The organism is Ruegeria sp. C8 (assembly GCF_056537565.1).
On the sequence record NZ_JBQFRV010000002.1, the window covers coordinates 193,494 to 217,714 of the forward strand.

At 58.9% G+C, this 24,221-nt stretch carries 26 protein-coding genes; 12 read left to right on the top strand and 14 right to left on the bottom strand.

Features of this window, described 5'->3' with window-relative positions; translation table 11 throughout:
* Positions 1–23: 23 nt before the first annotated feature.
* From ACR0KL_RS04585 to secG, 3 genes are all read right to left on the bottom strand, one after another.
* A complete protein-coding gene (locus ACR0KL_RS04585) occupies positions 24–800 on the bottom strand; it encodes an isocitrate lyase/PEP mutase family protein (RefSeq protein ID WP_170677544.1) in 777 nt (258 codons plus the stop codon).
* Positions 801–897: 97 nt separating this feature from the next.
* Positions 898–2,541, bottom strand: a complete 1,644-nt coding sequence (locus tag ACR0KL_RS04590; RefSeq protein ID WP_170487733.1) for a CTP synthase — start codon at positions 2,539–2,541, stop codon at positions 898–900.
* 160 nt (positions 2,542–2,701) lie between these two features.
* Positions 2,702–3,067 carry a preprotein translocase subunit SecG gene (secG, locus tag ACR0KL_RS04595; RefSeq protein ID WP_170376300.1) on the bottom strand — a complete coding sequence of 122 codons (366 nt, stop codon included), beginning with the start codon at positions 3,065–3,067 and terminating at the stop codon, positions 2,702–2,704.
* A 150-nt stretch (positions 3,068–3,217) separates the two neighbouring features.
* Here secG and nthA point away from each other — a divergent pair, with 150 nt between their 5' ends.
* The 5 genes from nthA to ACR0KL_RS04620 all read left to right on the top strand — a co-directional run bounded on the left by nthA (position 3,218) and on the right by ACR0KL_RS04620 (position 6,589).
* Entirely contained in the window at positions 3,218–3,832 is a 615-nt protein-coding gene (gene nthA / locus ACR0KL_RS04600; protein ID WP_480776675.1) for a nitrile hydratase subunit alpha, read from the top strand.
* Entirely contained in the window at positions 3,829–4,506 is a 678-nt protein-coding gene (gene nthB, locus ACR0KL_RS04605) for a nitrile hydratase subunit beta (RefSeq protein ID WP_170677548.1), read from the top strand. The genes nthA and nthB overlap by 4 nt, the downstream gene beginning before the upstream one ends.
* The gene (locus ACR0KL_RS04610) at positions 4,503–4,832 is read left to right on the top strand and encodes a nitrile hydratase accessory protein (RefSeq protein ID WP_170677550.1); all 330 of its coding nucleotides are present in this window, start codon (positions 4,503–4,505) and stop codon (positions 4,830–4,832) included. Before nthB ends, ACR0KL_RS04610 begins: the two co-directional genes overlap by 4 nt.
* A gap of 219 nt (positions 4,833–5,051) precedes the next feature.
* A complete protein-coding gene (locus tag ACR0KL_RS04615) occupies positions 5,052–6,347 on the top strand; it encodes an adenylosuccinate synthase (protein WP_170487726.1) in 1,296 nt (431 codons plus the stop codon).
* Complete coding sequence (locus ACR0KL_RS04620) at positions 6,347–6,589, top strand: DUF2842 domain-containing protein (protein WP_170470166.1); 243 nt, start codon at positions 6,347–6,349, stop codon at positions 6,587–6,589. The genes ACR0KL_RS04615 and ACR0KL_RS04620 overlap by 1 nt, the downstream gene beginning before the upstream one ends.
* 151 nt (positions 6,590–6,740) lie before the next feature.
* Here the strand turns inward: ACR0KL_RS04620 and ACR0KL_RS04625 are convergent, their stop codons facing one another.
* On the bottom strand, positions 6,741–7,301 hold the full coding sequence (locus ACR0KL_RS04625; RefSeq protein ID WP_170376311.1) for a GNAT family N-acetyltransferase: 561 nt from the start codon (positions 7,299–7,301) through the stop codon (positions 6,741–6,743).
* A 176-nt stretch (positions 7,302–7,477) separates the two neighbouring features.
* The gene (locus tag ACR0KL_RS04630) at positions 7,478–9,091 is read right to left on the bottom strand and encodes a hypothetical protein (RefSeq protein ID WP_170677551.1); all 1,614 of its coding nucleotides are present in this window, start codon (positions 9,089–9,091) and stop codon (positions 7,478–7,480) included.
* Between the two features lie 123 nt (positions 9,092–9,214).
* On the opposite strand from ACR0KL_RS04630, the gene ACR0KL_RS04635 reads away from it, so the two are divergent.
* Positions 9,215–9,922, top strand: coding sequence for a thiamine diphosphokinase (locus tag ACR0KL_RS04635; RefSeq protein ID WP_170677553.1), 708 nt, complete (start codon positions 9,215–9,217; stop codon positions 9,920–9,922).
* On the opposite strand, the gene ACR0KL_RS04640 is transcribed toward ACR0KL_RS04635, so the two are convergent.
* From ACR0KL_RS04640 to ACR0KL_RS04655, 4 genes are read right to left on the bottom strand one after another with little or no spacing between them, the layout of a single operon-like run.
* Complete coding sequence (locus tag ACR0KL_RS04640) at positions 9,867–10,781, bottom strand: DMT family transporter (RefSeq protein ID WP_170677555.1); 915 nt, start codon at positions 10,779–10,781, stop codon at positions 9,867–9,869. The two genes, ACR0KL_RS04635 and ACR0KL_RS04640, sit on opposite strands and share 56 nt — an antisense overlap.
* Before the next feature lie 45 nt (positions 10,782–10,826).
* Positions 10,827–11,243: a GFA family protein gene (locus ACR0KL_RS04645; RefSeq protein ID WP_170677557.1), complete on the bottom strand. Its 417-nt coding sequence runs from the start codon at positions 11,241–11,243 to the stop codon at positions 10,827–10,829.
* A 21-nt stretch (positions 11,244–11,264) separates the two neighbouring features.
* On the bottom strand, positions 11,265–12,638 hold the full coding sequence (locus ACR0KL_RS04650) for an L-serine ammonia-lyase (RefSeq protein WP_170677559.1): 1,374 nt from the start codon (positions 12,636–12,638) through the stop codon (positions 11,265–11,267).
* 1 nt (position 12,639) lies between these two features.
* Positions 12,640–13,341 carry a glutathione S-transferase family protein gene (locus ACR0KL_RS04655; protein WP_170677851.1) on the bottom strand — a complete coding sequence of 234 codons (702 nt, stop codon included), beginning with the start codon at positions 13,339–13,341 and terminating at the stop codon, positions 12,640–12,642.
* A 169-nt stretch (positions 13,342–13,510) separates the two neighbouring features.
* Here ACR0KL_RS04655 and rpiA point away from each other — a divergent pair, with 169 nt between their 5' ends.
* The 6 genes from rpiA to ACR0KL_RS04685 all read left to right on the top strand — a co-directional run bounded on the left by rpiA (position 13,511) and on the right by ACR0KL_RS04685 (position 19,694).
* Entirely contained in the window at positions 13,511–14,299 is a 789-nt protein-coding gene (gene rpiA / locus ACR0KL_RS04660; protein WP_170376321.1) for a ribose-5-phosphate isomerase RpiA, read from the top strand.
* A 124-nt stretch (positions 14,300–14,423) separates the two neighbouring features.
* On the top strand, positions 14,424–15,782 hold the full coding sequence (gor, locus tag ACR0KL_RS04665) for a glutathione-disulfide reductase (RefSeq protein ID WP_480776676.1): 1,359 nt from the start codon (positions 14,424–14,426) through the stop codon (positions 15,780–15,782).
* A 72-nt stretch (positions 15,783–15,854) separates the two neighbouring features.
* Positions 15,855–17,000 carry an FtsH protease activity modulator HflK gene (hflK, locus tag ACR0KL_RS04670; RefSeq protein WP_480776677.1) on the top strand — a complete coding sequence of 382 codons (1,146 nt, stop codon included), beginning with the start codon at positions 15,855–15,857 and terminating at the stop codon, positions 16,998–17,000.
* Positions 17,000–17,878, top strand: a complete 879-nt coding sequence (gene hflC, locus ACR0KL_RS04675; protein WP_170689879.1) for a protease modulator HflC — start codon at positions 17,000–17,002, stop codon at positions 17,876–17,878. The genes hflK and hflC overlap by 1 nt, the downstream gene beginning before the upstream one ends.
* Positions 17,878–18,072 carry a DUF2065 domain-containing protein gene (locus ACR0KL_RS04680; RefSeq protein WP_475217849.1) on the top strand — a complete coding sequence of 65 codons (195 nt, stop codon included), beginning with the start codon at positions 17,878–17,880 and terminating at the stop codon, positions 18,070–18,072. Before hflC ends, ACR0KL_RS04680 begins: the two co-directional genes overlap by 1 nt.
* A gap of 185 nt (positions 18,073–18,257) precedes the next feature.
* Complete coding sequence (locus tag ACR0KL_RS04685) at positions 18,258–19,694, top strand: Do family serine endopeptidase (protein ID WP_170642501.1); 1,437 nt, start codon at positions 18,258–18,260, stop codon at positions 19,692–19,694.
* A gap of 225 nt (positions 19,695–19,919) precedes the next feature.
* On the opposite strand, the gene ACR0KL_RS04690 is transcribed toward ACR0KL_RS04685, so the two are convergent.
* The 5 genes from ACR0KL_RS04690 to ACR0KL_RS04710 all read right to left on the bottom strand — a co-directional run bounded on the left by ACR0KL_RS04690 (position 19,920) and on the right by ACR0KL_RS04710 (position 24,139).
* On the bottom strand, positions 19,920–20,588 hold the full coding sequence (locus ACR0KL_RS04690) for a Crp/Fnr family transcriptional regulator (RefSeq protein WP_170376330.1): 669 nt from the start codon (positions 20,586–20,588) through the stop codon (positions 19,920–19,922).
* A gap of 120 nt (positions 20,589–20,708) precedes the next feature.
* Positions 20,709–21,314, bottom strand: coding sequence for an inner membrane-spanning protein YciB (locus ACR0KL_RS04695; RefSeq protein ID WP_170677563.1), 606 nt, complete (start codon positions 21,312–21,314; stop codon positions 20,709–20,711).
* 16 nt (positions 21,315–21,330) lie between these two features.
* Positions 21,331–22,233, bottom strand: a complete 903-nt coding sequence (locus tag ACR0KL_RS04700; protein ID WP_170677565.1) for a DMT family transporter — start codon at positions 22,231–22,233, stop codon at positions 21,331–21,333.
* Between the two features lie 86 nt (positions 22,234–22,319).
* Entirely contained in the window at positions 22,320–23,441 is a 1,122-nt protein-coding gene (ftsY, locus tag ACR0KL_RS04705; protein ID WP_480554589.1) for a signal recognition particle-docking protein FtsY, read from the bottom strand.
* Positions 23,442–23,500: 59 nt separating this feature from the next.
* On the bottom strand, positions 23,501–24,139 hold the full coding sequence (locus ACR0KL_RS04710) for a lysoplasmalogenase (RefSeq protein WP_170677569.1): 639 nt from the start codon (positions 24,137–24,139) through the stop codon (positions 23,501–23,503).
* Positions 24,140–24,221 lie beyond the last annotated feature (82 nt).

Here is a 24,221-nt window from a genome sequence, read left to right on the forward strand (position 1 = left end):
TGCGTAAAAATTGCAAGCTGCGCTTATCCGGCGTAGCCGATGGCCCCACGCGCCTGTTCGGTTAGCCATGCGATCATCTGGCGATAGGGCACCGGGCCGTAGCTTATCCGGGCCACGCCGATCTTGGCGAGTGTAGCTGAGTCTGGTGTTCCCGGCAGAGCGATGATGTTGACCGGTAACTCGGTGGCCTGACACAGCTGTCGGATCATGGCCTCGTCCTTCAGGCCGGGGGCAAAGAACCCGCTGGCCCCTGCAGATTGGAAGGCCGAAGCGCGGGCTATGGCATCTTCAAGCATCGCAGAATCATGCGTGTCGGCCGGTGCTTTCAGGAAAATGTCCGTGCGGGCATTGATATAGGCGGGAATACCGGCCGCGTCGCAGGCCTTGCGCATCGCCTCGATTCGCGCGGCTTGATCGGGAATGGTGTGAAGGCCGTCCCCCCCAACGATCTGATCCTCAAAATTGAAGCCAACAACACCGCAATCCAACGCCCGTGCCGTATTGTCGGCGATGCCTGCAGGATCGACGGCATAAGCCCCTTCAAAGTCCAGGGTTACGGGAAGATCAACAGCGCTGACGATGCGCTTTGCGTTGTCCAGCGCGGCTTCCAGCGGGATGTGCTGACCGTCCGCATAGCCTTGCGCCATCGCGACCGGAGCGCTGCCTGTTGCGATCGCCTGCGCGCTTGCATCGCGCACCGCGGCGGCGCTGCCCGCGTCCCAGATGTTGAACAGGATGACCGGGTCGCCTTTGATATGCAGGCGCGTGAAGGTTTCAGCACGTTGGGCTTGGGTCGTCATGGGGTATCTCCTGTCGAAACTCGATCAACAGTTAATCCCATGACGCCAGAATCCTAAGCGCTTAATTGTGTCGGTACATCACGTTGCAGCGACCGGATCAGACCAGTCGAGAACTGTCCTTGGCCGCGCGCACGAAGTCGCGGAACAGGGGATGCGGGTCAAACGGCTTGGATTTCAGCTCGGGGTGATACTGAACGCCGATGAACCACGGGTGATCCGACCATTCGACAATCTCGGGCAAGCGGCCATCGGGGGACATGCCCGAGAAGTTAAGGCCCGCTTTTTCAAGCTGCTCGCGATATTTAATGTCGACCTCATAGCGATGGCGGTGGCGTTCCTCGATCTGAGTGCCGCCATAGACATTCGCAACTTTCGACCCTTCGGCGAGAACCGCGTTGTAGGCGCCAAGGCGCATGGTGCCGCCCTTGTCGTCGCCCACTTTGCGTTCGACCTTGTGGTTGCCCTGCACCCATTCCTTGAGATGATAGACCACCGGTTCAAACCGTTTCTTACCTGCCTCGTGGTCGAACTCTTCCGAGCCCGCCTCGGTGATACCAGCCGCATTGCGCGCGGCTTCGATCACAGCCATCTGCATGCCGAGACAGATGCCCAGATACGGAACCTTGTGCTCGCGCGCGTATTGCGCGGCTTTGATCTTGCCTTCAGTGCCGCGTTCGCCAAAGCCGCCGGGGACGAGGATGGCGTGGTAGCCTTCCAGATAGGGGGCGGCATCTTCGTGGTCGAACACCTCGGCATCGACCCATTCGATCTTGACCCTGACGCGGTTCGCCATGCCGCCATGGGTCAGCGCCTCGGCAATCGACTTATAGGCGTCTTCCAGCTGGGTATATTTCCCCACGATGGCAACCTTCACCTCGCCTTCGGCGTTATGGATGCGGTCGCTGACGTCCTCCCATTTGGCCAGATCGGGCTTGGGGGCAGGGCTGATCTGGAACGCGTCCAGAACCGCCTGATCCAAACCTTCCTTATGATAGGCCAGAGGCGCGTCGTAGATGGTGGACAGGTCCTGCGCAGCGATCACACTATCGGGTCGCACATTGCAGAACAGGGCCAGTTTCTCACGCTCTTTCGTGGGGATCGGCCCCTCGGACCGGCAAACCAGAATATCGGGGGCCAGGCCAATCGAGCGCAGCTCTTTCACCGAGTGCTGGGTCGGTTTGGTTTTCAGCTCACCCGAGGCCTTGATGTAAGGCAGCAGGGTAAGGTGCATAAAGATACACTGACCGCGCGGCTTGTCCTGGCTGAACTGACGGATGGCTTCGAAGAAGGGCAGACCTTCGATATCGCCCACTGTGCCGCCGATCTCACACAGCATGAAATCGACCTCATCCTCGCCAATGGCGATGAAGTCCTTGATCTCATTGGTGACGTGCGGGATCACCTGAATGGTCTTGCCGAGGTAATCTCCGCGGCGCTCTTTCTCCAACACGTTGGAATAGATCCGCCCCGAGCTGACCGAGTCGGTCTTGCGCGCGGCCACACCGGTGAAGCGCTCATAGTGACCAAGGTCCAGGTCGGTTTCAGCGCCATCATCGGTGACGAAAACCTCGCCATGCTCGAAAGGCGACATGGTGCCAGGATCGACGTTCAGATAGGGGTCTAGCTTGCGCAGACGCACCGAGTATCCCCGGGCCTGCAACAGCGATCCCAGGGCCGCCGAGGCCAGTCCTTTACCCAAGGACGAAACCACACCACCAGTGATGAAAATAAAACGCGCCATGTTTTTTCGGCTGCTCCCGTGAGACGTCAATATCAGCTGCCCGACGGTTCCGAAAAACCGCTGCATCACGGGACTTCACGTATAAAGGATTCGCGCCAATAGCGCAAGAGAACCGCAAGATGCTGTTGCAGTTCTCTTTCAGGTTTCTAGGTTTTGTGGCTTAGTCGGCCTGCGGGATCAGCGGAGCGTTGTCGCCCTGTGCCGGAGGCAGCAGGTCATCTGCAGACGGAACTGCAGGTGCGCTTTCTTCAGTCGCGGCCGGAGCCGGAACGCCCAAACGGTCGATGACCGAGCTGCCCGAGGACTTCTGCGCTGCCAGAATCGTTAAGGTGATCGAGGTGACGATAAAGCAGGCAGCCAGGATCCATGTCACTTTGCCCAGGGCCGTTGCAGCTGCGCGGCCTGTCATGGCGCCGCCGCCACCGCCACCCATGCCAAGACCGCCACCCTCGGACCGCTGCATCAGAACGACGGCGATCAGGCCCAAAGCCAGAAGAAGATGGATGATGAGAACGACGTTTTCCATGGTGGTCCTGTACAGCGTGGCGTGTATCGCGTGGTACTTATGCAAGTTTGGTTCTGGGGGCAAGTCACGAGTTGGCATCACAGGTGATGATGTTGCACATCACGCCAAAGGGACTGGACAGATCGGTCAGGCTTGGCGCACCCTGCGGTCATGCCTCATGATCATTCTGACCACCCGCAAGCCTTGCTGCCCCCCGAACCCGCGCTGCGCGTCAAAGCGCTCGAAACGATTCTGACCCGGAAGGGGTTGATCGACCCGGCGGCGCTGGATGAAATCATCGACACCTACCAGAACAAGATTGGCCCGCAAAACGGCGCGCGCGTTGTCGCCAGGGCCTGGAGCGATCCTGCGTTCAAAGCCGCATTGCTTGAAGATGCAACGCCGGTTGTCGCCGAGCTTGGTTACTATGGTCGTCAAGGCGAACATATGGTGGTGGTCGAAAACACACCGGAGCAGCACAACATGGTCGTTTGTACGCTTTGCAGTTGCTATCCGTGGCCGCTGCTTGGTATCCCGCCCGGCTGGTATAAATCCGACGCCTACCGTGCCCGCGCCGTGCGCGAACCGCGCAAGGTTCTGGCTGAGTTTGGTGTGACGCTCGCCGAGGACACAGCGGTACGCGTCTGGGACTCCACGGCCGAGATTCGCTATCTTGTGTTGCCCATGCGTCCCGAGGGGACTGAAGGGTTGGGCGAAGAGGAACTCGCGGCTTTGGTCACGCGCGACAGCATGATCGGCACGGGCCTGCCCAAGGAGGCATCATGACGCGCGTTCACGATATGGGAGGGCGGTTTGGAGACGGCCCGATCAACCCGGAAGCTGAAGACGCTCCCATCTTTGCCGAAGACTGGCACGCGCGGGCCTTGGCCGTAACGCTGGCCTCGGGCTTTTTGGGGCAATGGAACATTGACACATCGCGCCACGCGCGTGAGCAGCTGTCGCCGAAGGACTACACCCGGTTTTCCTACTATGAGAAATGGATCTCTGGGCTGGCTGATCTGCTGGTCGCCAAAGGGGTGCTGACCCTCGAAGACCTGCGTGGAGAAGCCTCGGTCGAGGATCATCCACTGGCGGACCGCATGTTGAAAGCGCAAGCCGTCGCAGCTGCATTGGCCAAAGGCGGCCCTGCGGACCGCAACTCGAACATCGCGACGCAGTTCGAGGTCGGACAGATGGTGAAAACAGTGCGACCCGCCGCGAACCGTTTGGTGGATGGTGGACACACACGTTTGCCGAACTACGCCGCTGGTGCTCAAGGGCGGATCCTTCACATGCACGGCACGCACGTTCTGCCTGATTCTAACGCCCACGGGCTGGGAGAGGCCCCAGAGCCTCTCTATGCCGTATCTTTCCTGGCGTCCGAGCTATGGGCCGATCCGGAACACCCCAAGGACGAAGTGGTGCTGGACCTTTGGCAATCCTATCTGGAGCCTGCATGAGCAGCTGCATCACAGCCTCCGCGCCGGAGCCTGTGTTCTCAGAACCCTGGCATGCGCAGGTCTTTGCGGTCACCGTCGCGCTGAACGAGGCGGGGCGTTTTGACTGGCCCAACTGGGCAGACCGGTTTTCGCACACATTGAAACGGAACGGTCTGAACAAAGAGCTGGATGGCGGGGATGACTACTTCCAAGCATGGCTTGAAACCCTTGAAGCCCTGTTGGCTGAACAAGGGGATGCACGCTCGGATGAGGTCACCTTGCTGCAGGGAGCTTGGGAAGAAGCTTATCTGACCACGCCTCATGGTAAACCGGTCCGTTTGCCGTAAAGCGAGTTGGGGGCGCTGCCCCCGCCGCCTTTGGCGACTCCCCCGAGATATTTTCGGCCAGATGAAGCAGGGGATCCGTACTTCATCTGGCTAAAAATATCCCCGCCGGAGGCATTGCGCGCAGCGCGATTTGCAGATGCGGCGAAATATCGGTTTCCCTACCGTCTGAGCCTCGTTATATCAGCCGAGTTTGATATCTTTTCGCGAAAAGGACCGGATATGGCCAACGTGGTTGTTGTCGGCGCCCAATGGGGTGACGAAGGAAAAGGCAAGATCGTCGACTGGCTCAGCGAGCGGGCAGACGTGATCGCGCGTTTTCAGGGCGGGCACAATGCCGGCCACACTCTGGTTATTGATGGCGAGGTTTACAAACTGCATGCGTTGCCCTCGGGCGTAGTACGCGGCGGTAAGCTCAGCGTGATCGGCAATGGCGTGGTGCTGGACCCGTGGCATCTGGTCAAAGAAATCGCGACTGTCCGCGCTCAGGGCGTTGAGATCACGCCCGAGACGCTGATGATTGCCGAGAACACCCCTCTGATTCTGCCGATCCACGGTGAGTTGGACCGCGCGCGCGAGGAAGCAGCGAGCAAAGGGACAAAGATTGGTACCACGGGGCGCGGGATTGGCCCCGCATACGAAGACAAGGTCGGACGCCGTTCGGTGCGTGTTGCCGATCTTGCCGACGAGGCGACGCTGGAAGCCCGTGTTGATCGTGCGTTGCAGCACCACGATCCTTTGCGCAAAGGTCTTGGGATTGAACCTGTTGACCGCGATGCTCTCCTGGCGCAGCTCAAAGAAATTGCAGCGGAAATTCTGCCTTTTGCGGCGCCGGTTTGGAAGGTTCTCAACGAAAAACGCAAGGCGGGCAAACGTATCCTTTTCGAAGGCGCGCAAGGTGCGCTGCTGGATATCGACTTTGGCACCTATCCTTTTGTGACGTCCTCGAATGTGATCGCTGGTCAAGCGGCGACAGGTGTGGGGATCGGGCCGGGCTCGATCGACTTCGTGCTTGGGATCGTCAAAGCCTACACAACCCGCGTGGGTGAGGGGCCGTTCCCAACCGAGCTTGAGGATGCCGATGGTCAGCGACTGGGCGAGCGTGGGCATGAGTTCGGCACGACTACTGGCCGTCAGCGCCGCTGCGGATGGTTCGATGCCTGTCTGGTGCGTCAGACCTGTGCAACGAGCGGGGTGAACGGGATCTCTCTCACCAAGCTCGATGTGTTGGATGGTTTCGAAACACTCAAGATCTGCACAGGCTATGAGTTGGATGGTGAGCGTCTGGACTATCTGCCGACCGCCGCCGATCAGCAGGCGCGCTGCACGCCCATCTACGAAGAGATGCCCGGATGGAGCGAATCCACCGAAGGCGCGCGCAGTTGGGCGGATCTGCCCGCAAACGCGATCAAATACGTGCGCCGGGTCGAAGAGTTGATCGAATGCCCAGTGGCGCTGCTGTCCACCAGCCCGGAGCGGGACGACACCATTCTGGTGACCGACCCGTTTGCAGACTGATGTCTGACGACAAGACACCCGGGCTCAGCTACAAGGCGCGCAGGCGTTGGTCTCTGTTCATTCTAGTGATCGGCCTGCCTGTCTATATTGTCGCCGTGGTCACGGTGGTGAATTGGTTGGATCGTCCTCCGATCTGGCTTGAGCTGCTGGTTTACGTGGCGTTGGGCATCCTGTGGGCTTTGCCCTTCAAGTTCGTGTTCAAGGGCGTCGGGAAAGAAGACCCGGACCAAAAGTCCGATTGATCAGTATCTCTGCTTGGGTCACAGGCTCGTGTCATTTCCCTGCGCGACACCGAGACAGTGAGATGAGGGCAAGTCCGAAGTTTCAGCTTCGGGCTGTCGGGTTCAAAGAACGCATTTGGTCGTCGAAGGCGCTACGCGTCTTTGTCTGACCCTAGCCGGTTCGCCGATCGTTTCCCGGCCAGCTTAGAATAGCTCGGGCCATGGCATGATACTCGCCCGAGATTTCTTCGGCGACACTGAAGGGGGTGGGCCAGGGCGCTGTCAGGGTCGCCTCAATCTGTCCTGTCGTCAGTTTCAGCTCGGCCTCGTGTTTTGCAGCCAGACGGCGCATTTTTTGATTGGTGGCAAGGCACAACATATGGACTTCGCGAAATCCACGATTGCGGGCAGCAGTGACTATCCGCGACAGCAGAGCATCGCCGATCCCTAGGTCCTGCCAGACGGTTTCAACGGTGAAGGCAAGTTCAGCCACGTGGTTGTGGCTGTCCGGAACAGCCCGCAATTCTCCGACGCCGCGCAGGCAGGAATCGGGGAACGCGCCAAATACCAGCGCAGAATTTTTGAATATGCCTGAGAGATAATTCTCAACAAAGGCCGGGCTGACCGGTACGCCAAATCGAGATGTCAGTGCTTCTGCATCGAGGCTCTTGAAATGGCTTTCTATTTTGGGCTTGTCGAATGCTCTGAGGCGTCGAATTGGTAGTTCATACATGGCGGAGCCTTGATTTGAACACGAACTTAAAGATCTGTTACCTTTACTCAGAAGATATCATTTTTCTGCAATGCAGCATAGCGGCATCATGTCCGCATCGGGATTTCATAGCGAAAGTGCAAGAAAAATGGGTCGAAGAAATCTCCGACCCACTCTCGATAGCGGCAAAAAGGATATCAGCCTACGGCGCGTTCACCTTCCGGGCGAAATCCGATGTCACTTGAGGCCGCAAAGCGCCCTCCGCCGGCTTTTTCGATTTTGCCGTCGCGTAGAAGCTGTCCGAAAGACTTCAGGCTTTCTTCGCGATTGAACTCATCCTGTTTCAGCGAGCGGACCTTGTTCATCAATTGCGGGCGCGAGAACTGTTCCTGCCCTTCGATGAAGGACAAGTACGCCGCAGCCGCTTCGAGAAGGTCGGACAGAGACTGCGCGCCCTGATCCTGTGCAAATTGTGCAAAGCCGCTTTCTTCTGACGCGTCCTCGGACTGATCCGAGGTGACACGGCGGGGGGTCACCGGGCCAGTATCCGCGTTGGGCGCGTCAATACGCTGCTCGGCGACCAGCTTCAGAGGGGCCGCCATGTCTGCATCAGGGCGTTTGCTGGTGACCTGAACATCGTCTGGGCGGCGAGGGCTGACGACCGAGGCCAAATCGCCACGATACTCTTCATCAGTCGCGGCCTGCTTGGCCACATCTTCCGCCGAGGTTGCAGCAACGGCCGTACGCAGATGGGAATAGGCCTCACGTGTGCCGCTAGCGGCCGGGTCGTCCATCTGCTCATCTGCTTTTGCCATCAGGCGCGAGACATCCTGATCCAGATCCGAGGACGCCACGGTCGCTTGCGCATCCATTTCCTCTTCGATCTCGTCAATCTCGAGGAACAGGCTTTCTTCATCCTCAGCGGTCAGAACACCTTGCTGATCGTCTTCCGTTTCGTCTGCCGGGCTGAGGACATTCTCAATCTCATCGCTGTTATCGGTTGCCGTCTCGACGTCTTCGTCGAAGATCACCTCGGGGGCCTCTTCTTCCTCTGAGTCTTTAAACTCGATTTGCATTGGGGTCTCATCTTGCAAATCAAGCGGCGCCGATTCCATGGCTGGCGCATCCGGCAGTTCCGGCGCGTGTGCCTCTTCAACGGCTTCGACGGCAGGTGCCTCGGTAGGGGCCGGGGCCTGAGGGGCCAGATCTTCGGGGCTCAGCGAACCTGCTGCAAAGGCGGCTGAGACAGCGTCCATCGGCGCCGGGGTGTCGGCCGTTAGGGGGGCGACCTCTTCCTCGGCATAGTTGTCCGTATCCACGTCCGAATGGGAAACAACCGCGCGGATACGTTGCAGCTTGGCGGCCAGGCTATCGGGCGCCGGGTCCGCGTCGGCATCGACCGGCGCAGCTTCGGAAAAGAAAGATGCGGCAGTGTCTGTTTCAGGTGTCGCAGAGGGGGTCGGCTGGACAACATTCAGATCGGGCGATTGGGGCATGGCGTTATCCTGTGGCAGGGTCGCTTCAGGGGCGGGGGGCGTTTCAATACGGGGGGGTGTTTCCGTGGCGCGCAGAAGCAGGCCGGTATCGCTTGGGCGCGCTTCAACCTGTTGCACGTTGTCGCGCTGTGCAATCCGCGTCAGCATTTCGGCGTCAGGTTGCGGGGGTTCAGATCCAAAGTATCTGTCTTCCGCCGCAAGATCGCGGAAGTATTCTGCTATGGCTTTCATAGTCTCGAAAGAGTCATCGAACCCTTCCAAAGTGCACGAGAAAGTCCCATAGGAAACGGTCAATACCTTGTTGTTCTGTACCATCAGACATGCGTCCTTTACAAACTAACTGAGCCGATCCGCCCGGACAGGGGCAACCCGATCGACTCGGAACTAACTGCATGAACCTATCATTTTGTGGTCTCAATGTGTCCAAATCCGGGAAAAATGATCAATCTTAGAAAAAATGGGGCAATTGTACGTTCAAGTGGCCCAATCGGGCTGTTTGGAGGGGGGCAGATCGGCCCTGAAGACCTGAATTTGGTGCTGAATAGCGTCACAATTGCGGTTGCGGCGGATGGTGGAGCCTCGGTTCTGGTCGATTCGGGGCGGATTCCGGATGCCGTGATTGGTGATTTCGATTCGTTGTCCCCTGAAATCAGAACTCGTATTCCTCAGGATCGCCTTTTTCCGATTGCGGAACAGGACAGCACGGATTTCGACAAGGCACTGCGGAACGTGCACGCCCCTTTGGTGTTAGGGGCTGGATTTTTGGGAGGGCGGCTGGACCATCAATTGGCGGTCTTGAACACTCTGGTCCGGTATCCGGACAAGGCGTGTGTTCTGATCGGCGCGCATGAGGTCGTGTTCCATGCGCCGCCCAGCATCGTGTTGGATCTGACGCCGGGCGCAGTTGTTTCTCTCTTTCCTCTGAAAAATGTCACCGGGCGCAGCCGCGGGTTGGAGTGGCCGATCGAGGGGCTTCACTTCGATCCGAGCGGGCAGGTGGGCACCTCGAACCGTGTCATTTCAAAGGTTGAGCTTCAGATGGACGGCCCGGGAATGTTGGTGATGGTACCTCGTAGCGCTCTGGATCAAGTCATGCAGGCGTTTCAGTCGGGGCTGAGCGCGCCGTGGCCCTCTCGCGCAGAATAACATAGAGCCCTGCGGCGATCGTGATCAGGATGCCAAGCGCAGCCAGACCGTTCGGCAGGTCGTGAAAGATCAGCCAGCCGATCAGGGTGGCGACGGGGATCTCAAGATACTGCATCGGTGCCAGCGTTGCCGAAGGCGCATAGCGCAGCGACCATGTCATAAACAGATGGGCGAAAGTACCCAGTATCCCGATAGACAGAAGCAGCCAGTGTTCGTTGCCCGAGGGGAGGGTGAACGAGAGCTCCCAGATCTCAGACTGCGTTCCCCAGATCAGAAGCGGCAGTAGCAGGATCGTGGCAAACACGCCCGAGACGGCCTGCAGCGACATCGGGTCGGTCTCTTTGGCGATCTGGCGCGTGACCAGCATGAACAAGGCAAAAACAACTGCAACGATCAGCGGCAAAAGCGCGGGTACACCGACTTCGGCGAAGCTGGGTTGAATGACCAGAAGGGTTCCGGCGAACCCGACGATACAGGCCGCAAGGCGGCGGTGCCCGACCTCTTCGTTCAGTATGTATTTTCCGAGCAGCAGCATGATGAAGGGCATCACGAAGGCGATGGCGACCGCATCAGCCAGGGGCAGGAATTGCAACGCCGAGAACATCGCGGTGATGCCAGCGATGTGCAAAAGCGTGCGGATCACGGTCAGCCGCAGAATACGGCCCCGCATGCGCCATGGCCTGCCGGTCATCGCGACCAAGGGCACAAGGATCGCCGCCTGAATGGCAAAACGCACGAAGACCAACAGCGCCAGCGGGGTTGTTTCCCCCAACAGCTTTGCCAGCGCATCCCCCATCGGGGCAAGCACGCAGAAACCAAGCATCAGTACGATGCCGAATACGGGACGATCCTGAGTCATGGCCGCGACGCTAGCTGTTTCCCGGGGCCGAGAAAAGCTCTGTTCTCAAGCCTCCGGCAGGGGTTGAACCTTGGTGTAGTCCGGGCCGATGCAGGTGGGCAAATCATCGCCCAGTTTCAGCCAACTCAGCTTCTCTTCATGTGACACATGAAGAGTTGGCTCTAGGGCTTCGGGGCTCTCTAGCGTCGCGACATAGAGGTGAAGAACGTCCGACATCTTGGTCGACCGAAATGAGATCGGAGTTCCACAATGCGGACAGAAGCTCCGCTCGACCCCAAGCGAAGAGTTGAAGCGCTTCGGTTCTTCTCCGGTCCAGCGCCATTGGCCGTCGCGCACCCCGAAATAAGTCGTCATCGGAGCGGCACACTGGCGGCGGCAACTGTCGCAATGGCAGGAGACGCAGGACAAGACCGGAGGATCAACTTCGTACGCGACCTTGCCACACAAACAATGTCCTCGCATTTCGCCACCTCCTGTCTCACCTCAGCAGTTCGGGACGTTTACGGCCAAACCACCCAACGAGGTTTCTTTGTACTTCTCATGCATATCATGCCCGGTCTGACGCATGGTCTCGATCACCGCATCTAGGGGCACAAAATGCTGCCCATCCCCGCGCAATGCAAGCGACGCGGCCGAAACGGCCTTTATCGCGCCAAGGCCGTTTCGCTCGATGCACGGCACCTGAACCAACCCTGCAACCGGATCGCAGGTCATACCCAGATGGTGTTCAAGCGCGATTTCAGCGGCGTTTTCCACCTGCTCGGGCGTGCCACCCATGACGGCGCAAAGACCAGCCGCCGCCATCGCCGAGGCACTGCCTACCTCGGCCTGACATCCAGCCTCAGCCCCTGAGATCGAGGCGTTGAATTTCACCAACCCCCCAATGGCACCTGCGGTCAGAAGGAAATCCTCAATATGGCTTTCGGATGCGCCGGGCACGTGGTCGAGGTAGTAGCGCAGTACCGCAGGCAGAACCCCCGCCGCGCCGTTGGTTGGCGCGGTGACCACCTGACCTCCGGCCGCGTTTTCCTCGTTCACGGCCATGGCATAGACGCTCATCCAATCGTTGATTGTGTGCGGCGCGGTCAGGTTCATACCGCGCTCGGCCATCAGCGCATCATAGATACCCTTGGCACGGCGACGCACGCTGAGGCCGCCGGGCAGGATGCCATCGGTGGTCAGGCCACGCTCGATACAGTCGTCCATCACCTGCCACAGCCGGGCAGAGCCTTTGGCAAAGCTATCCGCGCAGCCACGTGCGATTTCGTTGGCGCGTTTCATTTCGGCAATGGACTTGCCGCTGGACTTTGCCATCTCCAACATCTCGACGGCGGATTTGAAGGGGAAGGGCACCGGGGCGCCTTCGTCGGTGGCCTTGCCAGCGGTCAGTTCCTCTTCGGTCAGAACAAAGCCGCCGCCGATCGAGTAGAAGACCTGCCGCAATATCACATCGCCCTGCGCGTCGGTCGCCATCAGGATCATACCGTTGGCGTGGCCGGGCAGATTGTGATCGTAGTCAAAGACCAGATCGGTCTTGGGGTTGAAGGTCAGCGTCGGTAGTCCTTCAGGCGTTACCGTGTGCGTTTCCGCAATCGCTGCCAGCGCGGCCTCGGCCTTGTCGTTGTCATATGTGTCCGGCACGAAACCGGCGAGGCCAAGGATGGTGGCGCGGTCGGTGGCATGACCCACTCCGGTAAAGGCCAGCGAGCCGTGTAGTGAGCCGCGCAGCCCGGCAAATTCAAACGGCGATGCACGCATCATGTCCAGAAAACGCCCGGCGGCCACCATGGGGCCCATGGTGTGGGATGAGGACGGGCCGATGCCCACTTTGAACATATCGAAGACAGAGAGAAACATGTCAGATAGCTGAGCCTTCTGGAGGGTTGGCATAGATAGGTGAGGTGAACGGCGTGGCCCCAAGACCTTCGGCGGCTGTTGCCGTTCGCGTTGCGGGACGCATCTCTAGCTTTGCCAGGATGCGCTGAAGATAGGGCGTATCGGCGAGTTGGTACCAGCTGCGGTCCGCATTGGATGGGTAGAGCGCCATCCACCGCATCATGCAGCCGATATAGTATGTCAGAACTGACGGCTGATCAGCGCTGAGCCAGTCCGGAGCCTGTGCGGCGACCGCGTCCAGAATTTTCAGATGAGTGCGCAGCCTTGGGCGTATTCCGGCCCGCAGGGTCTCGGCCTGTCCTGGGTCTATGTATTTCTCGGCATAGAACAGGATGCGCAGATCGGCATGGAGCGTGTTTGACGCGAAAAACAGCCATTTCAGAAAGGCGGCCCGGTCAGGGCTGGAAGACGCGGGCGCAAGTTGCCCATGGCTGTCGGACAGCCACAGCAGAATGGCAGCCGTTTCGAATATCGGCCCCTGAGGGGTTTCGAGAACCGGGATCAGCCCGTTCGGGTTCAACGCTCGGTAGGCTGCGCTGTCTTGCGCGTTCTGACGACGATCAACCAGCACCGTCTCATAGGGCTGATTCATTTCATCCAGCACCAGCCGGATCACCAGCGAGGCGTTGTCAGGGGCATAGTGCAGGCGATAGGGCGTCATCATAGGGACTAGATATACAGCAACCGAAACCTGAAAAGCCTTGTTTGCGACGTTTCCGATAGGAAACGCGCAATTGAGCGACATCTTTCGCATCCGGGCGACGTGAATTGGGTCTCGAAGTTGGGTGGAGCATTGCATATAAGTCTTGCAGACTATTTGGGGAAGACTGCCAATGACCGCGGATTTGTCGCCAATCGACACAGCCAAATACGTTGCGGCGTACCGCGCGGCCGACATGGTCGAAGACGGAATGCGGGTGGGGCTGGGCACCGGCTCGACTGCCGCCTGGCTTGTTCGCCGTCTGGGCGAGCGTGTCCAGCAAGAAGGCCTGCGCATCAAGGGAGTACCCACCTCAACCCGAACCGCGCAACTGGCGCGTGAGGTCGGGATCGAGGTCGTGTCACTGGATCAAGCCGGATGGCTGGACCTGACGATTGACGGCGCGGATGAGTTCGACGGTGATCTGAACCTGATCAAGGGCGGAGGCGGTGCGCATCTGCAGGAAAAGATCGTGGCGACGGCCAGCGACCAGATGGTGGTGATCGCCGATGCCGGGAAAGAGGTCGAAACGCTCGGCGCATTCCCGCTGCCGGTCGAGGTGATCCCCTTTGGCTGGCAGACCACTCGAACGTTGATCGAAGAAGTTCTGGACACGATGGATGTGCTTGGCACCAACTCTGCCCTTCGCATGAATGGTGAGGCCCCGTTTGTGACCGATGAGGGCAACCATATCCTCGACCTGCATCTGCAAAGGATTGGCAATGCGCGGCAGATGGCGCTGGTTTTGAACCAGGTGCCGGGTGTCGTCGAGAACGGGCTGTTCATAGACATCTGCGACAAGGTCGTTGTGGGCTACGGCGATGGCCGGGTCGAGCTGCGCGACATCAATGCCGGAACCGTTGAACTGGACCAGCTCCTCGGGGGCGCCAAGGACAACCTGTTTTCGGATTTTTCGGACTGAGTGGAAGGCGCCATCCCGAGGACGTGTTGGAATATACTGGAAATTTACGCCTTTGGGGGTTGGCAGGGCGGTTTTCGCGCCCAGATATCCAAAGAATTTTGCAAGCTGAATGAAGGAACCCAGCATGAGCTTTGACTATGACCTCTTCGTAATCGGCGGAGGCTCGGGCGGGGTCCGCGCGGCGCGCGTAGCGGCGGGCGAAAACGGTGCCAAAGTGGCGCTGGCCGAGGAGGATCGGTACGGCGGCACTTGCGTTATCCGCGGCTGCGTTCCCAAGAAGCTGATGGTCTTCGCTAGCGAATATTCGGGAATGGTTGGCGACGCGCAGGCCTATGGCTGGGACATTCAGCCCGGAGCGTTCAACTGGAACACCTTCCACGGAAAGCTGGTGACGGAACTGGATCGTTTGGAAGGTATCTACCGCAACATACTGAAAAACAACGGTGTCGAAAGCTTTGATCAGCGCGCCCATGTGGTCGATCCGCATACGGTTGAACTGGCCGATGGTACGCGTAAAACCGCCAAGCATATCCTGATTGCGACGGGTGGCCGTCCGGTTGTGCCGGACTTCCCCGGCTCGGATCTTGCCATCACCTCAAATGAAATCTTCCACCTTGAGAAACTGCCCGAAAGCATCCTGATCGTCGGTGGCGGCTATATCGCCAGTGAATTCGCCGGGATCATGAACGGGCTGGGCGTCAAGACCACTCAGTTCTACCGCGGGGCGCAGATCCTGCGTGGCTTTGATGAAGAAGCGCGGGGCCTGATCTGTGAAGAGATGCGCCAGAACGGCATCGACGTACGTCTGGGCACCAATGTGCTTGAGATGACGAAAGAGGGTGACAAGATCCGCGTGAAAGCCACAGACGGGACCGAGGATCATTTCGACGTGGTCATGTATGCCACCGGGCGCACTCCGAATGCGGATAACTTGGGGCTTGAGGACGTGGGCGTCTCGCGTGGCCGCAAGGGTGAGATCGTTGTGGATGAGTACAGTCAGACTGGCGTGCCCTCGATCTACGCGATTGGTGATGTGACCGACCGCGTGAACCTGACCCCGGTTGCGATCCGCGAAGGCATGGCCTTTGTTGAGACCGTCTTCAAAGGCAACCCGACGCCAGTGGATCATGAACTGATCCCGACCGCGATTTTCACCCAGCCCGAATTCGGCACCGTGGGCCTCAGCGAGGAAGAGGCAGCAGCGCAGGAACAGATTGAAGTCTATGCGACTTCGTTCAAGCCGATGCAGAAATCCTTTGCCGGTGGCACTCAGCGGGTTCTGATGAAGCTGATCGTGTCTCAAGCGACGCGCAAGGTGTTGGGTTGCCACATCGTGGCACCTGGCGCGGGTGAGATGATCCAGTTGGCGGGCATTGCCGTCAAAATGGGCGCGACCAAGGAAGATTTCGACCGCACGGTTGCAGTTCACCCGGTCATGGCCGAAGAACTGGTGACAATGCGTCAACCTGTACGCACGGCTTGATTTGCAACTGCGCGCAACCAAGTTACAAGGAACACCGTGATCACGCGGTCAAACATAAGGGAATAGACACATATGGCGGGCAACAGCGGTGGCCCCTGGGGGGGCGGAGGCTCCTCTGGTGGTGGAGGAAATCGGGGTAACAACGGTGACGGGCGTAAGCCTCCCGAAGGGGAGAGCCCGCAGATCCCCGAGATCGATGAGCTGATGAAAAAAGGGCAAGAGCAGCTGCGTGTCCTCATGGGCGGTCGCGGCGGCGGTGGCCGTGGCAGCAACGGTTCAGGCGGTGGCGGCGGTGGTCCGATCTTTACCAAAGGCACCGTGGCGATTGGCGCATTGGTTGTGATCGGCCTCTGGGCTGCGGCCAGCTTTTACACCGTTAAGCCCGAAGAACAGTCGGTTGAACTGTTCCTTGGCGAATTCTCGGCTGTTGGAAATCCCGGTCTGAACTTTGCGCCTTGGCCCTTTGTGACCGCCGAGGTCATCCCTGTTACACGGGAACAGAACGAAGACATGGGCGGCGCTCGTGGAAGCGACGATGGTCTGATGCTGACCGGTGACGAAAACGTGGTCGATATCGACTATCAGGTCGTTTGGAACATCAACGACCCCGCCAAGTTCCTCTTTAACCTGCGCGACCCGCGTCAAACGATTCAGGCGGTGTCGGAATCGGCGATGCGTGAGATTATCGCGCAAAGCGAACTTGCTCCGATCCTGAACAGAGACCGCGGCATTATCGCAGAACGTCTGCAAGAACTGATTCAGGCGACAATGGACAGCTACGATTCGGGTGTGAACATAGTCCGCGTGAACTTCGACAAGGCTGACCCGCCGCAGGACGTGATTGCCGCGTTCCGTGACGTTCAGGCCGCTGCGCAGGAACGGGATCGTCTGCAGAACGTCGCGGATGCCTATGCGAACCGTGTTCTCGCGGAAGCGCGCGGTGAAGCTGCTCAGGTTCTGGAAGAGGCCGAAGCCTATCGCGCCCAGCAGATCAACAGTGCACAGGGTGAGGCAAGCCGCTTCAGCGCGGTTCTGGAGGAATACTCCAAAGCACCAGATGTGACCCGCAAGCGTTTGTACCTGGAGCGTATGGAGCAGGTTCTGGGTGACGTGGACAAGATCATCCTTGACGAAAACACCGGCGGCTCGGGGCAGGGCGTTGTGCCGTACCTGCCGTTGAATGAACTGCGTCGTACCCCTGCAGCGGAGAGCAACTGATGCGTAAAACGACATTTATCCTACCGGTCGTCTTCCTCGCGATTGTCGGTGTTCTGTCCTCGATCTTTATCGTGGATGAGCGTGAACGCGCTCTGGTTCTGCAGTTTGGTCGCGTTGTTGCGGTCAAGGAAGAGCCCGGATTGGCGTTTAAAATTCCTCTGATTCAAGAGGTTGTGCGCTATGATGACCGCATCCTGTCGATCGACGTGCAGCCGCTTGAGGTGACACCCCTTGATGACCGCCGTCTGGTGGTCGATGCCTTCGCGCGTTACCGGATTTCGGATCTAGAGCAGTTCCGTCAGGCCGTTGGTGTTGGCGGTATTCCGGTGGCCGAGGACCGTCTGGACCGTATCCTTCGTGCGGAAACTCGGGAAGTTCTGGGTTCGGTCTCCTCGCGGGATATCCTCAGTTCTGACCGTGCGGCCCTCATGCTGCGGATCCGCAATAGCGCAATTGCCGAAGCGCGGGCGCTGGGCGTCAATGTCATCGACGTGCGTCTGAAAGCAACCGATCTGCCGCAGGCGAACTTGGAGGCGACCTTTGACCGGATGAAGGCCGAACGGGAACGTGAAGCAACCGACGAACGCGCCCGTGGTAATGAAGCCGCGCAGCGTGTCCGCGCGCAGGCTGACCGGACCGTGGTTGAATTGGTGTCAGACGCTAACCGCGAGGCCGAGATCATCCGCGGTGAGGCAGACGCCGAACGCAACGCGATCTTTGCTGAGGCCTTTGGCAAAGACCCAGAGTTCTTTGAGTTCTACCGCTCGCTGTCAGCTTATGAGCGCGCGTTGCAGGGCGGGAACAGCTCGATGGTTCTCAGCCCGGATTCGGAGTTCTTCAATTACCTTAAATCGCCCACCGGACAGGCGACCCAATAATGGGTATGATCCTTCTGGCCTTTGGGCTGGTGCTGATTGTCGAGGGGCTGGCCTATGCGCTGGCCCCTTCGCTTATTGAACGTATGTTAGAAGCGATGCGCGCGCTGCCAGAACAAGCGCGGCGTTTGGCAGGGCTGCTCTGTGTTGTCAGCGGTCTTGTGCTGCTTTGGGGCGCCTATCAGCTGGGGTTTTGACCTGCTGACCTCACTTGCCGGTGATTTCCCCGCGATCCTCAGTTGCGAGCGTGATCAAACCGACTACATTGGGTGGAAAGATAGTCTGCCTTAGGGCGGTCTGTATGAAATTGACGACAAGGAGTTCCCAAGTGCAGGCACAAGCGCGCAGTATTTCCGTCCGGCGGGACGATGGTGTTGGTTTCATGCGACTGATGTGGCTGGCCTTCGGAGCGATGGTTCTGATCGCAGCACAAACTGTTGCGGCGTATGCGCGTGGGGAAAGCCTTGCGCCGCTGGCGGAACAGATCAGCCCGGCGGTGGTCAATATCACCACATCGACCCTGATCGAAGGCCAGACCGGGCCGCAGGGGATCGTGCCCGAGGGCTCTCCGTTCGAAGATTTCTTCCGCGAGTTTCAGGATCGCAACGGCGACAATGGCGACCGCCCGCGCCGCAGCAACGCGTTGGGGTCGGGTTTCGTGATCTCGGAAGACGGCTTTATCGTCACCAATAACCACGTGATCGCCGAGGCCGATGAGATCCTGATTGAATTCTTCCCTGGCGATGGTCAGCCCGTGAAGGAATTGCCTGCCAAGGTCATCGGCACGGATGAAAAAACTGATATCGCGCTGTTGAAAGTCGAGGCGTCGGGGCCTCTGCAATATGTACAGTTCGGCGACAGCGACACGGCGCGTGTTGGCGACTGGGTGATTGCCATGGGAAACCCGCTTGGGCAGGGGTTCTCGGTTTCGGCGGGGATCGTCTCGGCCCGTAACCGCGCACTGAGCGGGTCCTATGACGACTACATCCAGACCGATGCGGCGATCAATCGGGGCAACTCGGGTGGTCCTCTGTTTAACATGGATGGTCAGGTCATCGGCGTGAACACTGCGATTCTGTCTCCCAACGGCGGCTCGATCGGTATTGGGTTTTCGATGGCCTCCAATGTCGTGACCAAGGTCGTCGACCAGCTGCGTGAGTTCGGCGAAACCCGCCGTGGTTGGCTGGGCGTGCGCATTCAGGACGTAACTGAGGATATGGCCGAGGCAATGGGTCTGGATAAACCCGGTGGCGCATTGATCAGCGATGTACCGGAGGGTCCCGCGAAAGAGGCCGGTCTGAAAGCAGGGGACGTGATCCTCAGCTTTGACGGGGTCGAGGTTGAAGATACGCGCGGTCTGGTGCGTCAGGTCGGCGAGACAACCGTAGGCAAATCGGTTCGTGTGGTCGTACATCGCGATGGTGGCACTCAGACTATTCTGGTCACTCTCGGGCGCCGTGAGGATGCAGAGCGTGCCGAAACGAGTGAAGAAGATACTCCGGACGCGCCAACCGACGAAAACGCTGACATTCTGGGCCTGACCATTTCACCGCTGACAGATACGCTGCGTGAAGATCTGGGCCTCGATGCCGAGGCGGACGGTCTGGTCGTGACCGAGGTTGACGAAGCCTCGGAGGCATTTGCCAAAGGTCTGCGCGCAGGTGATCTGATCACCGAAGCCGGGCAGCAGAAGGTCGAATCCATCAGTGACCTTGAGGCGCGTATTGAAGAAGCTACTGAAGCCGGGCGCAAATCGCTGCTGCTGTTGGTACGCCGCGGCGGCGACCCGCGCTTTGTCGCGTTGAGCCTTGAAAACTAAGCTCATCACATAGCTACCGAAAAGGGCCGGGGGTTTCTCCGGCCTTTTTTCATGTTCTTTTAGGCCCGGCAGAAAGAAAATAAGCCATATGCCTTTTGGGCATATGGCTTAGGTACAGGGAGAGATCAGTGGACAGATATCGGGGATGATTACTGACCTCCTACGGTAACAGATTTACCCTAGGGCACTGACTTCTGAGTCGTCTGTGAACAAGATCACAAAAGGTCAGATCAGGTCCGATTCAGCCAAAGCGCGCAAAGCTTCAATGTCGTGGATCAGCAATCCGCCCCGCGATGCCTCGACCACATTGTCGCGTTTCCAGATCGAAATGGTTTTCGAGACGGCTTCACGCGTGGCCCCAACGAATTCGGCTAATTCACTTTGCGACAGGGTAATGCGTTCCGTGGGATCGTCCTGCAGAGACGACAGATGCAGCAGTTTGCGCGCCAGTCGAATCGGCATCGGCAAGAAGACCTGCTCGTTTAGTTGCGAGCTCATCGACCGCATCCGCAATCCGGCCAGACGGACCATATCAACCGCAAGATCGGGGTGTTGGCGGATTTGCTCCATCACGTCCCTGCGACGCACGCGCAGAACCCGAGAAGGTTCAGCAGCTGCAACAGTGGCAGTGCGAGGGCCGCTGTCGAACAGAGCGATCTCACCGAAAACCTCGCCCGGACGCATGAGCGTCAGAGCCAGCTTTCGGCCGCTCATGGCCAGGAAGGACACTTCGAGCGTCCCTTCGACGATGGCATAAAGCGCATCGCCTTCGTCATCCTGATCGAACAGGGTTTCGTTTTTATCCAAAGAGATTTCCGTCGCCAGCGCCGAGAGCATCTCGCGCAGGCCTTCGGATGCATCGGACAGGAAGCCGCTATTTGGGAATACCGCCATTCGGGTACTAATCTCCGGAGTAGGATGGTGAGTGGTTACTCAATTATTCACAGCAAGGTCAACAAGCCAAGTGGTTTCCTTGGATGAGTGTCAAACTGATACCAAAGGGCTTTGGGTCCACTACTGGCAATCGGGGTCTTCCAGATAGCTCTGCAGGCGGTGGAACTGGTACATCAGGAAGGCCATTAGCGCGATGGGAAAGGCGAAGGTTTCGATCTTCACCCAAAGATCGGTGGACATGGTGCGCCAGACGATCTCATTGGCGACGGCCAGAACGGCAAAGCAAGCACAGAGGCGACGTGTCAGGATCATCCAGCCTTCGTGCTTCATCGGCAGCATCTCGTCCAAAACGTAGGCGAGGTAGGACTTTCCCTGCAGCAACCCGATCCCAAGAATGACCGAGAAGAACCCGTAGACCAGCGTGGTTTTCATCTTGAAGAACCGCTCATCATTGAACCAGGCGGTCAAGCCACCGAAGAAGATCACCATGAAAGCGGTGAAAATCTGCATCCGGCTGAGTTTGCCTGTCAGGAACCACAAGATGCCCATTGCCGCCAGAATCAGCGGGACAAAGAGGATAGTAGCGATGATGAAGCCTGAATACTCGATACCGCCGATCAGAAAGCTGTCATCACGCAGCCGCAGGTAGATGAAGAAGAAGGCCAGCGGGGGGCCCAGTTCCAGCACCTGTTTCAGAAACGGGTTGATCTCTTTTTTGCCTGTCATCGTGGTGTCCTGCTGTTCATCCGCCCATTTCAACGATTACAGCGCCCAATGCAATCAGTGCCATCAGGGCGATGCGTCTTGGGCCAACGGTTTCTTTCAAAACCAGCCACCCGATCAAGGCTGCAAATACAGTTGATGTTTCCCGCAGTACAGCCGCTTCTCCGACTTTGTCCAATCGGGTGGCCAGCATAATGGCTCCGAATGACAGTGGTGCGATCAAGCCGCCTGCGAGCCCGCGCAGCATCAGCGGACCGGGGGAGGGGCGGTTGATCATAGCACGCCATCTGAGGAACGCGTAGATCGGCATCGCGAAGCCGTCGATCATGAAGAACCAGGCCAGAAAGGTGAACGGATCAGCGGTGGCGCGGATGCCATAAGCGTCATAGGTCGTGTAGAGCGCTACGAAGAGACCGGTGGCAATCGCCAGGGCAAGAGCGATGCCTAGAGTCTCACGATTGGTTTCCAGAAACCGGAAATTATAGGCAGCCAGCCCGAAGATACCGGCCAGAAGGACGGCCACACCGAACCATTGCGTGCCTGTGAAGGTTTCTCCGAACAGAAGGTAGGCTCCGATCACAGTGAAAAGTGGGCCGGTACCGCGAACGACCGGGTAAACCACCGTGTAGGAGCCTTTGGTATAGGCCAAGGCCTGAAGGATCTTGTAGGTGATGTGGATCAGCCAGACGATGCCGAAAATGGGCCACATATAGGGTTCGGGCCATGGCACGACGAATAGGGCAAAGGGGATGGCCATCAGGCAATAGCAGGCGTCGATGGCCCCACGAGACAGCCACGGATCGTGGCGGCCCTTTTGCAATGCTCCGAAGACCGCGTGCAGAAAAGCTGCCATCAACGCCAGGCCAAGGGCGAGATTGTGGCCCGCTTCGGTGCCTTCGAGTGAGATCAGCCAGTCGCTCAATTGTCAGGTCTTGTTTGGTGTGGCGAGGCTGGGGGCTGTCTGCCCCCAGACCCCCGAGGATATTTTCAGCCAGATGAAGAGGCGGATCAGTTTTGGTCGAGGCCGGTCAGGGCCGCTGCGAATTCTTCGGGGTCGAACGGGGCGAGGTCATCTATTTGCTCTCCGACGCCGATGGCATGGATGGGCAGGCCGAACTTGTCGGCCAGCGCGACCAGCACGCCGCCTTTGGCTGTGCCGTCCAGCTTGGTCATCACAAGGCCCGACACATCGGCGAGTTTGCGGAAGGTTTCGACCTGGCTGAGGGCGTTCTGGCCCGTAGTCGCATCCAGCACAAGCAGCGTGTTGTGCGGCGCGGTCTCATCGACCTTGCTGATCACGCGGACGATCTTGGCCAGTTCCTCCATTAGGTCGGCACGATTTTGCAGGCGGCCTGCGGTGTCGATCATCAGAAGGTCGGCACTGTCCTGTTGCGCTTTGGTCAGGGCATCAAAGGCAAGGCTGGCGGGGTCCGAGCCTTCGGGCGCGGTCAGAACAGGGACGCCAGCGCGATCACCCCAGACCTGCAGTTGCTCGACGGCGGCGGCGCGAAAGGTGTCTCCGGCGGCGATCACGACCTTCTTGCCAGCGGATTTGAACTGGCTGGCCAGTTTGCCGATGGTTGTGGTCTTGCCCGAGCCGTTGACGCCGACCACCAGAACCACTTGCGGGCGTTTGGGATAGATTGGCAGGGGGCGGGCCACCGGCTCCATCACGCGGGCAACTTCCTGCGCCAGCAGTTGCTTGATCTCGCGGGACGAGAGTTTGCGGCCAAAACGCCCCTCGGCCATGTTCGAGGTAACGCGCAGGGCGGTGTCGACGCCCATGTCCGAGGCGATCAGCAGCTCTTCGAGCTGTTCCAGCATATCGTCATCCAGGGTCCGGCGGATTTCGGCCTTGGTTTCCGTACGGCTGAACAGGCGACCCAGCAATCCGCTGGATGCGGGCTGATCGTCTTGCGCCGTCTCGGGTTGCGGCGCAGCTTCCTGCGGTTGCGGTTGCGGTTGCGGTTGCGGTTGCGGTTGCAGTTGCGCGGCGGGTTCAGGCGTCTGCGCCACCGGCTCTGGTGCGGTGGTTTCTTCACCTCCGTCTTCGACAATGGCGTCCAGCCCTTCCTCAAGACGGGATGAGGATTTGAACAGCTTGTCCTTCAGCTTTGAAAAAAACGCCATTTTCGGTCTCCGCAGGTGTTCCCCTCCACCTAATGTGGATTTGCCGGAGTTGCAAAGGGTCAGGTGAACGCGATCAGTAGTCCAGCCTGCGCGGCCCAATAGAGCGGCCAGACCAGATAGGGCGTCAGCTTCAGGGCTGCATGTCCTTGGGGCAGCAGAAACTTCTCGGTTGCCAGCACGAGGTCTGAGGCGATGAATGCCAGTGCCGCAGGCAACGCCCAACGAAGCATTCCGGTCTCGGGCAAAGACAGAACTGCGACGCCCATGCCTAGGATGATCGGGATGTAGATCAGAACCGGGAGTTTCAGCTCTCCGGCCCGTGGGGTGAGCAAAGTGGCGGCAACGATCCCCAGAATGAGGAGCGACCAGAAGTATCCCGGCCGTTCCAGAATGAGGTCAAAGTTGCTGTTGGGATGCGTCAGGAACAGCGCGATATAAACGATATGGCCAGCGGCAAACGCGCCGATCCCTGCCATGAAGGTGGTGTCGGACTCTCGCGACAGCAGAGCATCCCCAACCGCGCAGAGGCCCAAGGCGACAACCAGCAAGGTCGCGCCTCCGCTGAGGAGGGCGACGAGGGCCAGCACCGCAACCGACGCGGTTTTCAGAAAGGTGCGGAGCACGCTTGCTGGGCGCGGCGACAGCGGCAAATAGGCCAAGGCGCAAGCGGCGGCGAGCCAGAATAGCAGGTGTGTCACGTTGCTCCCCTCTGTCTTGTTCGGGGCCAATGTTCTTTGCGGAGGCACGCGGCACAATAATGACGTGGGGGCAAGCGAATAC

Coding starts and splice junctions, on each gene's coding strand:
- ACR0KL_RS04585 (WP_170677544.1), bottom strand. CDS start 800: ATGACGACCCAAGCCCAACGTGCTGAAACCTTCACGCGCCTGCATATC.
- ACR0KL_RS04590 (WP_170487733.1), bottom strand. CDS start 2,541: ATGGCGCGTTTTATTTTCATCACTGGTGGTGTGGTTTCGTCCTTGGGT.
- secG (WP_170376300.1), bottom strand. CDS start 3,067: ATGGAAAACGTCGTTCTCATCATCCATCTTCTTCTGGCTTTGGGCCTG.
- nthA (WP_480776675.1), top strand. CDS start 3,218: ATGCCTCATGATCATTCTGACCACCCGCAAGCCTTGCTGCCCCCCGAA.
- nthB (WP_170677548.1), top strand. CDS start 3,829: ATGACGCGCGTTCACGATATGGGAGGGCGGTTTGGAGACGGCCCGATC.
- ACR0KL_RS04610 (WP_170677550.1), top strand. CDS start 4,503: ATGAGCAGCTGCATCACAGCCTCCGCGCCGGAGCCTGTGTTCTCAGAA.
- ACR0KL_RS04615 (WP_170487726.1), top strand. CDS start 5,052: ATGGCCAACGTGGTTGTTGTCGGCGCCCAATGGGGTGACGAAGGAAAA.
- ACR0KL_RS04620 (WP_170470166.1), top strand. CDS start 6,347: ATGTCTGACGACAAGACACCCGGGCTCAGCTACAAGGCGCGCAGGCGT.
- ACR0KL_RS04625 (WP_170376311.1), bottom strand. CDS start 7,301: ATGTATGAACTACCAATTCGACGCCTCAGAGCATTCGACAAGCCCAAA.
- ACR0KL_RS04630 (WP_170677551.1), bottom strand. CDS start 9,091: ATGGTACAGAACAACAAGGTATTGACCGTTTCCTATGGGACTTTCTCG.
- ACR0KL_RS04635 (WP_170677553.1), top strand. CDS start 9,215: ATGATCAATCTTAGAAAAAATGGGGCAATTGTACGTTCAAGTGGCCCA.
- ACR0KL_RS04640 (WP_170677555.1), bottom strand. CDS start 10,781: ATGACTCAGGATCGTCCCGTATTCGGCATCGTACTGATGCTTGGTTTC.
- ACR0KL_RS04645 (WP_170677557.1), bottom strand. CDS start 11,243: ATGCGAGGACATTGTTTGTGTGGCAAGGTCGCGTACGAAGTTGATCCT.
- ACR0KL_RS04650 (WP_170677559.1), bottom strand. CDS start 12,638: ATGTTTCTCTCTGTCTTCGATATGTTCAAAGTGGGCATCGGCCCGTCC.
- ACR0KL_RS04655 (WP_170677851.1), bottom strand. CDS start 13,341: ATGATGACGCCCTATCGCCTGCACTATGCCCCTGACAACGCCTCGCTG.
- rpiA (WP_170376321.1), top strand. CDS start 13,511: ATGACCGCGGATTTGTCGCCAATCGACACAGCCAAATACGTTGCGGCG.
- gor (WP_480776676.1), top strand. CDS start 14,424: ATGAGCTTTGACTATGACCTCTTCGTAATCGGCGGAGGCTCGGGCGGG.
- hflK (WP_480776677.1), top strand. CDS start 15,855: ATGGCGGGCAACAGCGGTGGCCCCTGGGGGGGCGGAGGCTCCTCTGGT.
- hflC (WP_170689879.1), top strand. CDS start 17,000: ATGCGTAAAACGACATTTATCCTACCGGTCGTCTTCCTCGCGATTGTC.
- ACR0KL_RS04680 (WP_475217849.1), top strand. CDS start 17,878: ATGGGTATGATCCTTCTGGCCTTTGGGCTGGTGCTGATTGTCGAGGGG.
- ACR0KL_RS04685 (WP_170642501.1), top strand. CDS start 18,258: ATGCGACTGATGTGGCTGGCCTTCGGAGCGATGGTTCTGATCGCAGCA.
- ACR0KL_RS04690 (WP_170376330.1), bottom strand. CDS start 20,588: ATGGCGGTATTCCCAAATAGCGGCTTCCTGTCCGATGCATCCGAAGGC.
- ACR0KL_RS04695 (WP_170677563.1), bottom strand. CDS start 21,314: ATGACAGGCAAAAAAGAGATCAACCCGTTTCTGAAACAGGTGCTGGAA.
- ftsY (WP_480554589.1), bottom strand. CDS start 23,441: ATGGCGTTTTTTTCAAAGCTGAAGGACAAGCTGTTCAAATCCTCATCC.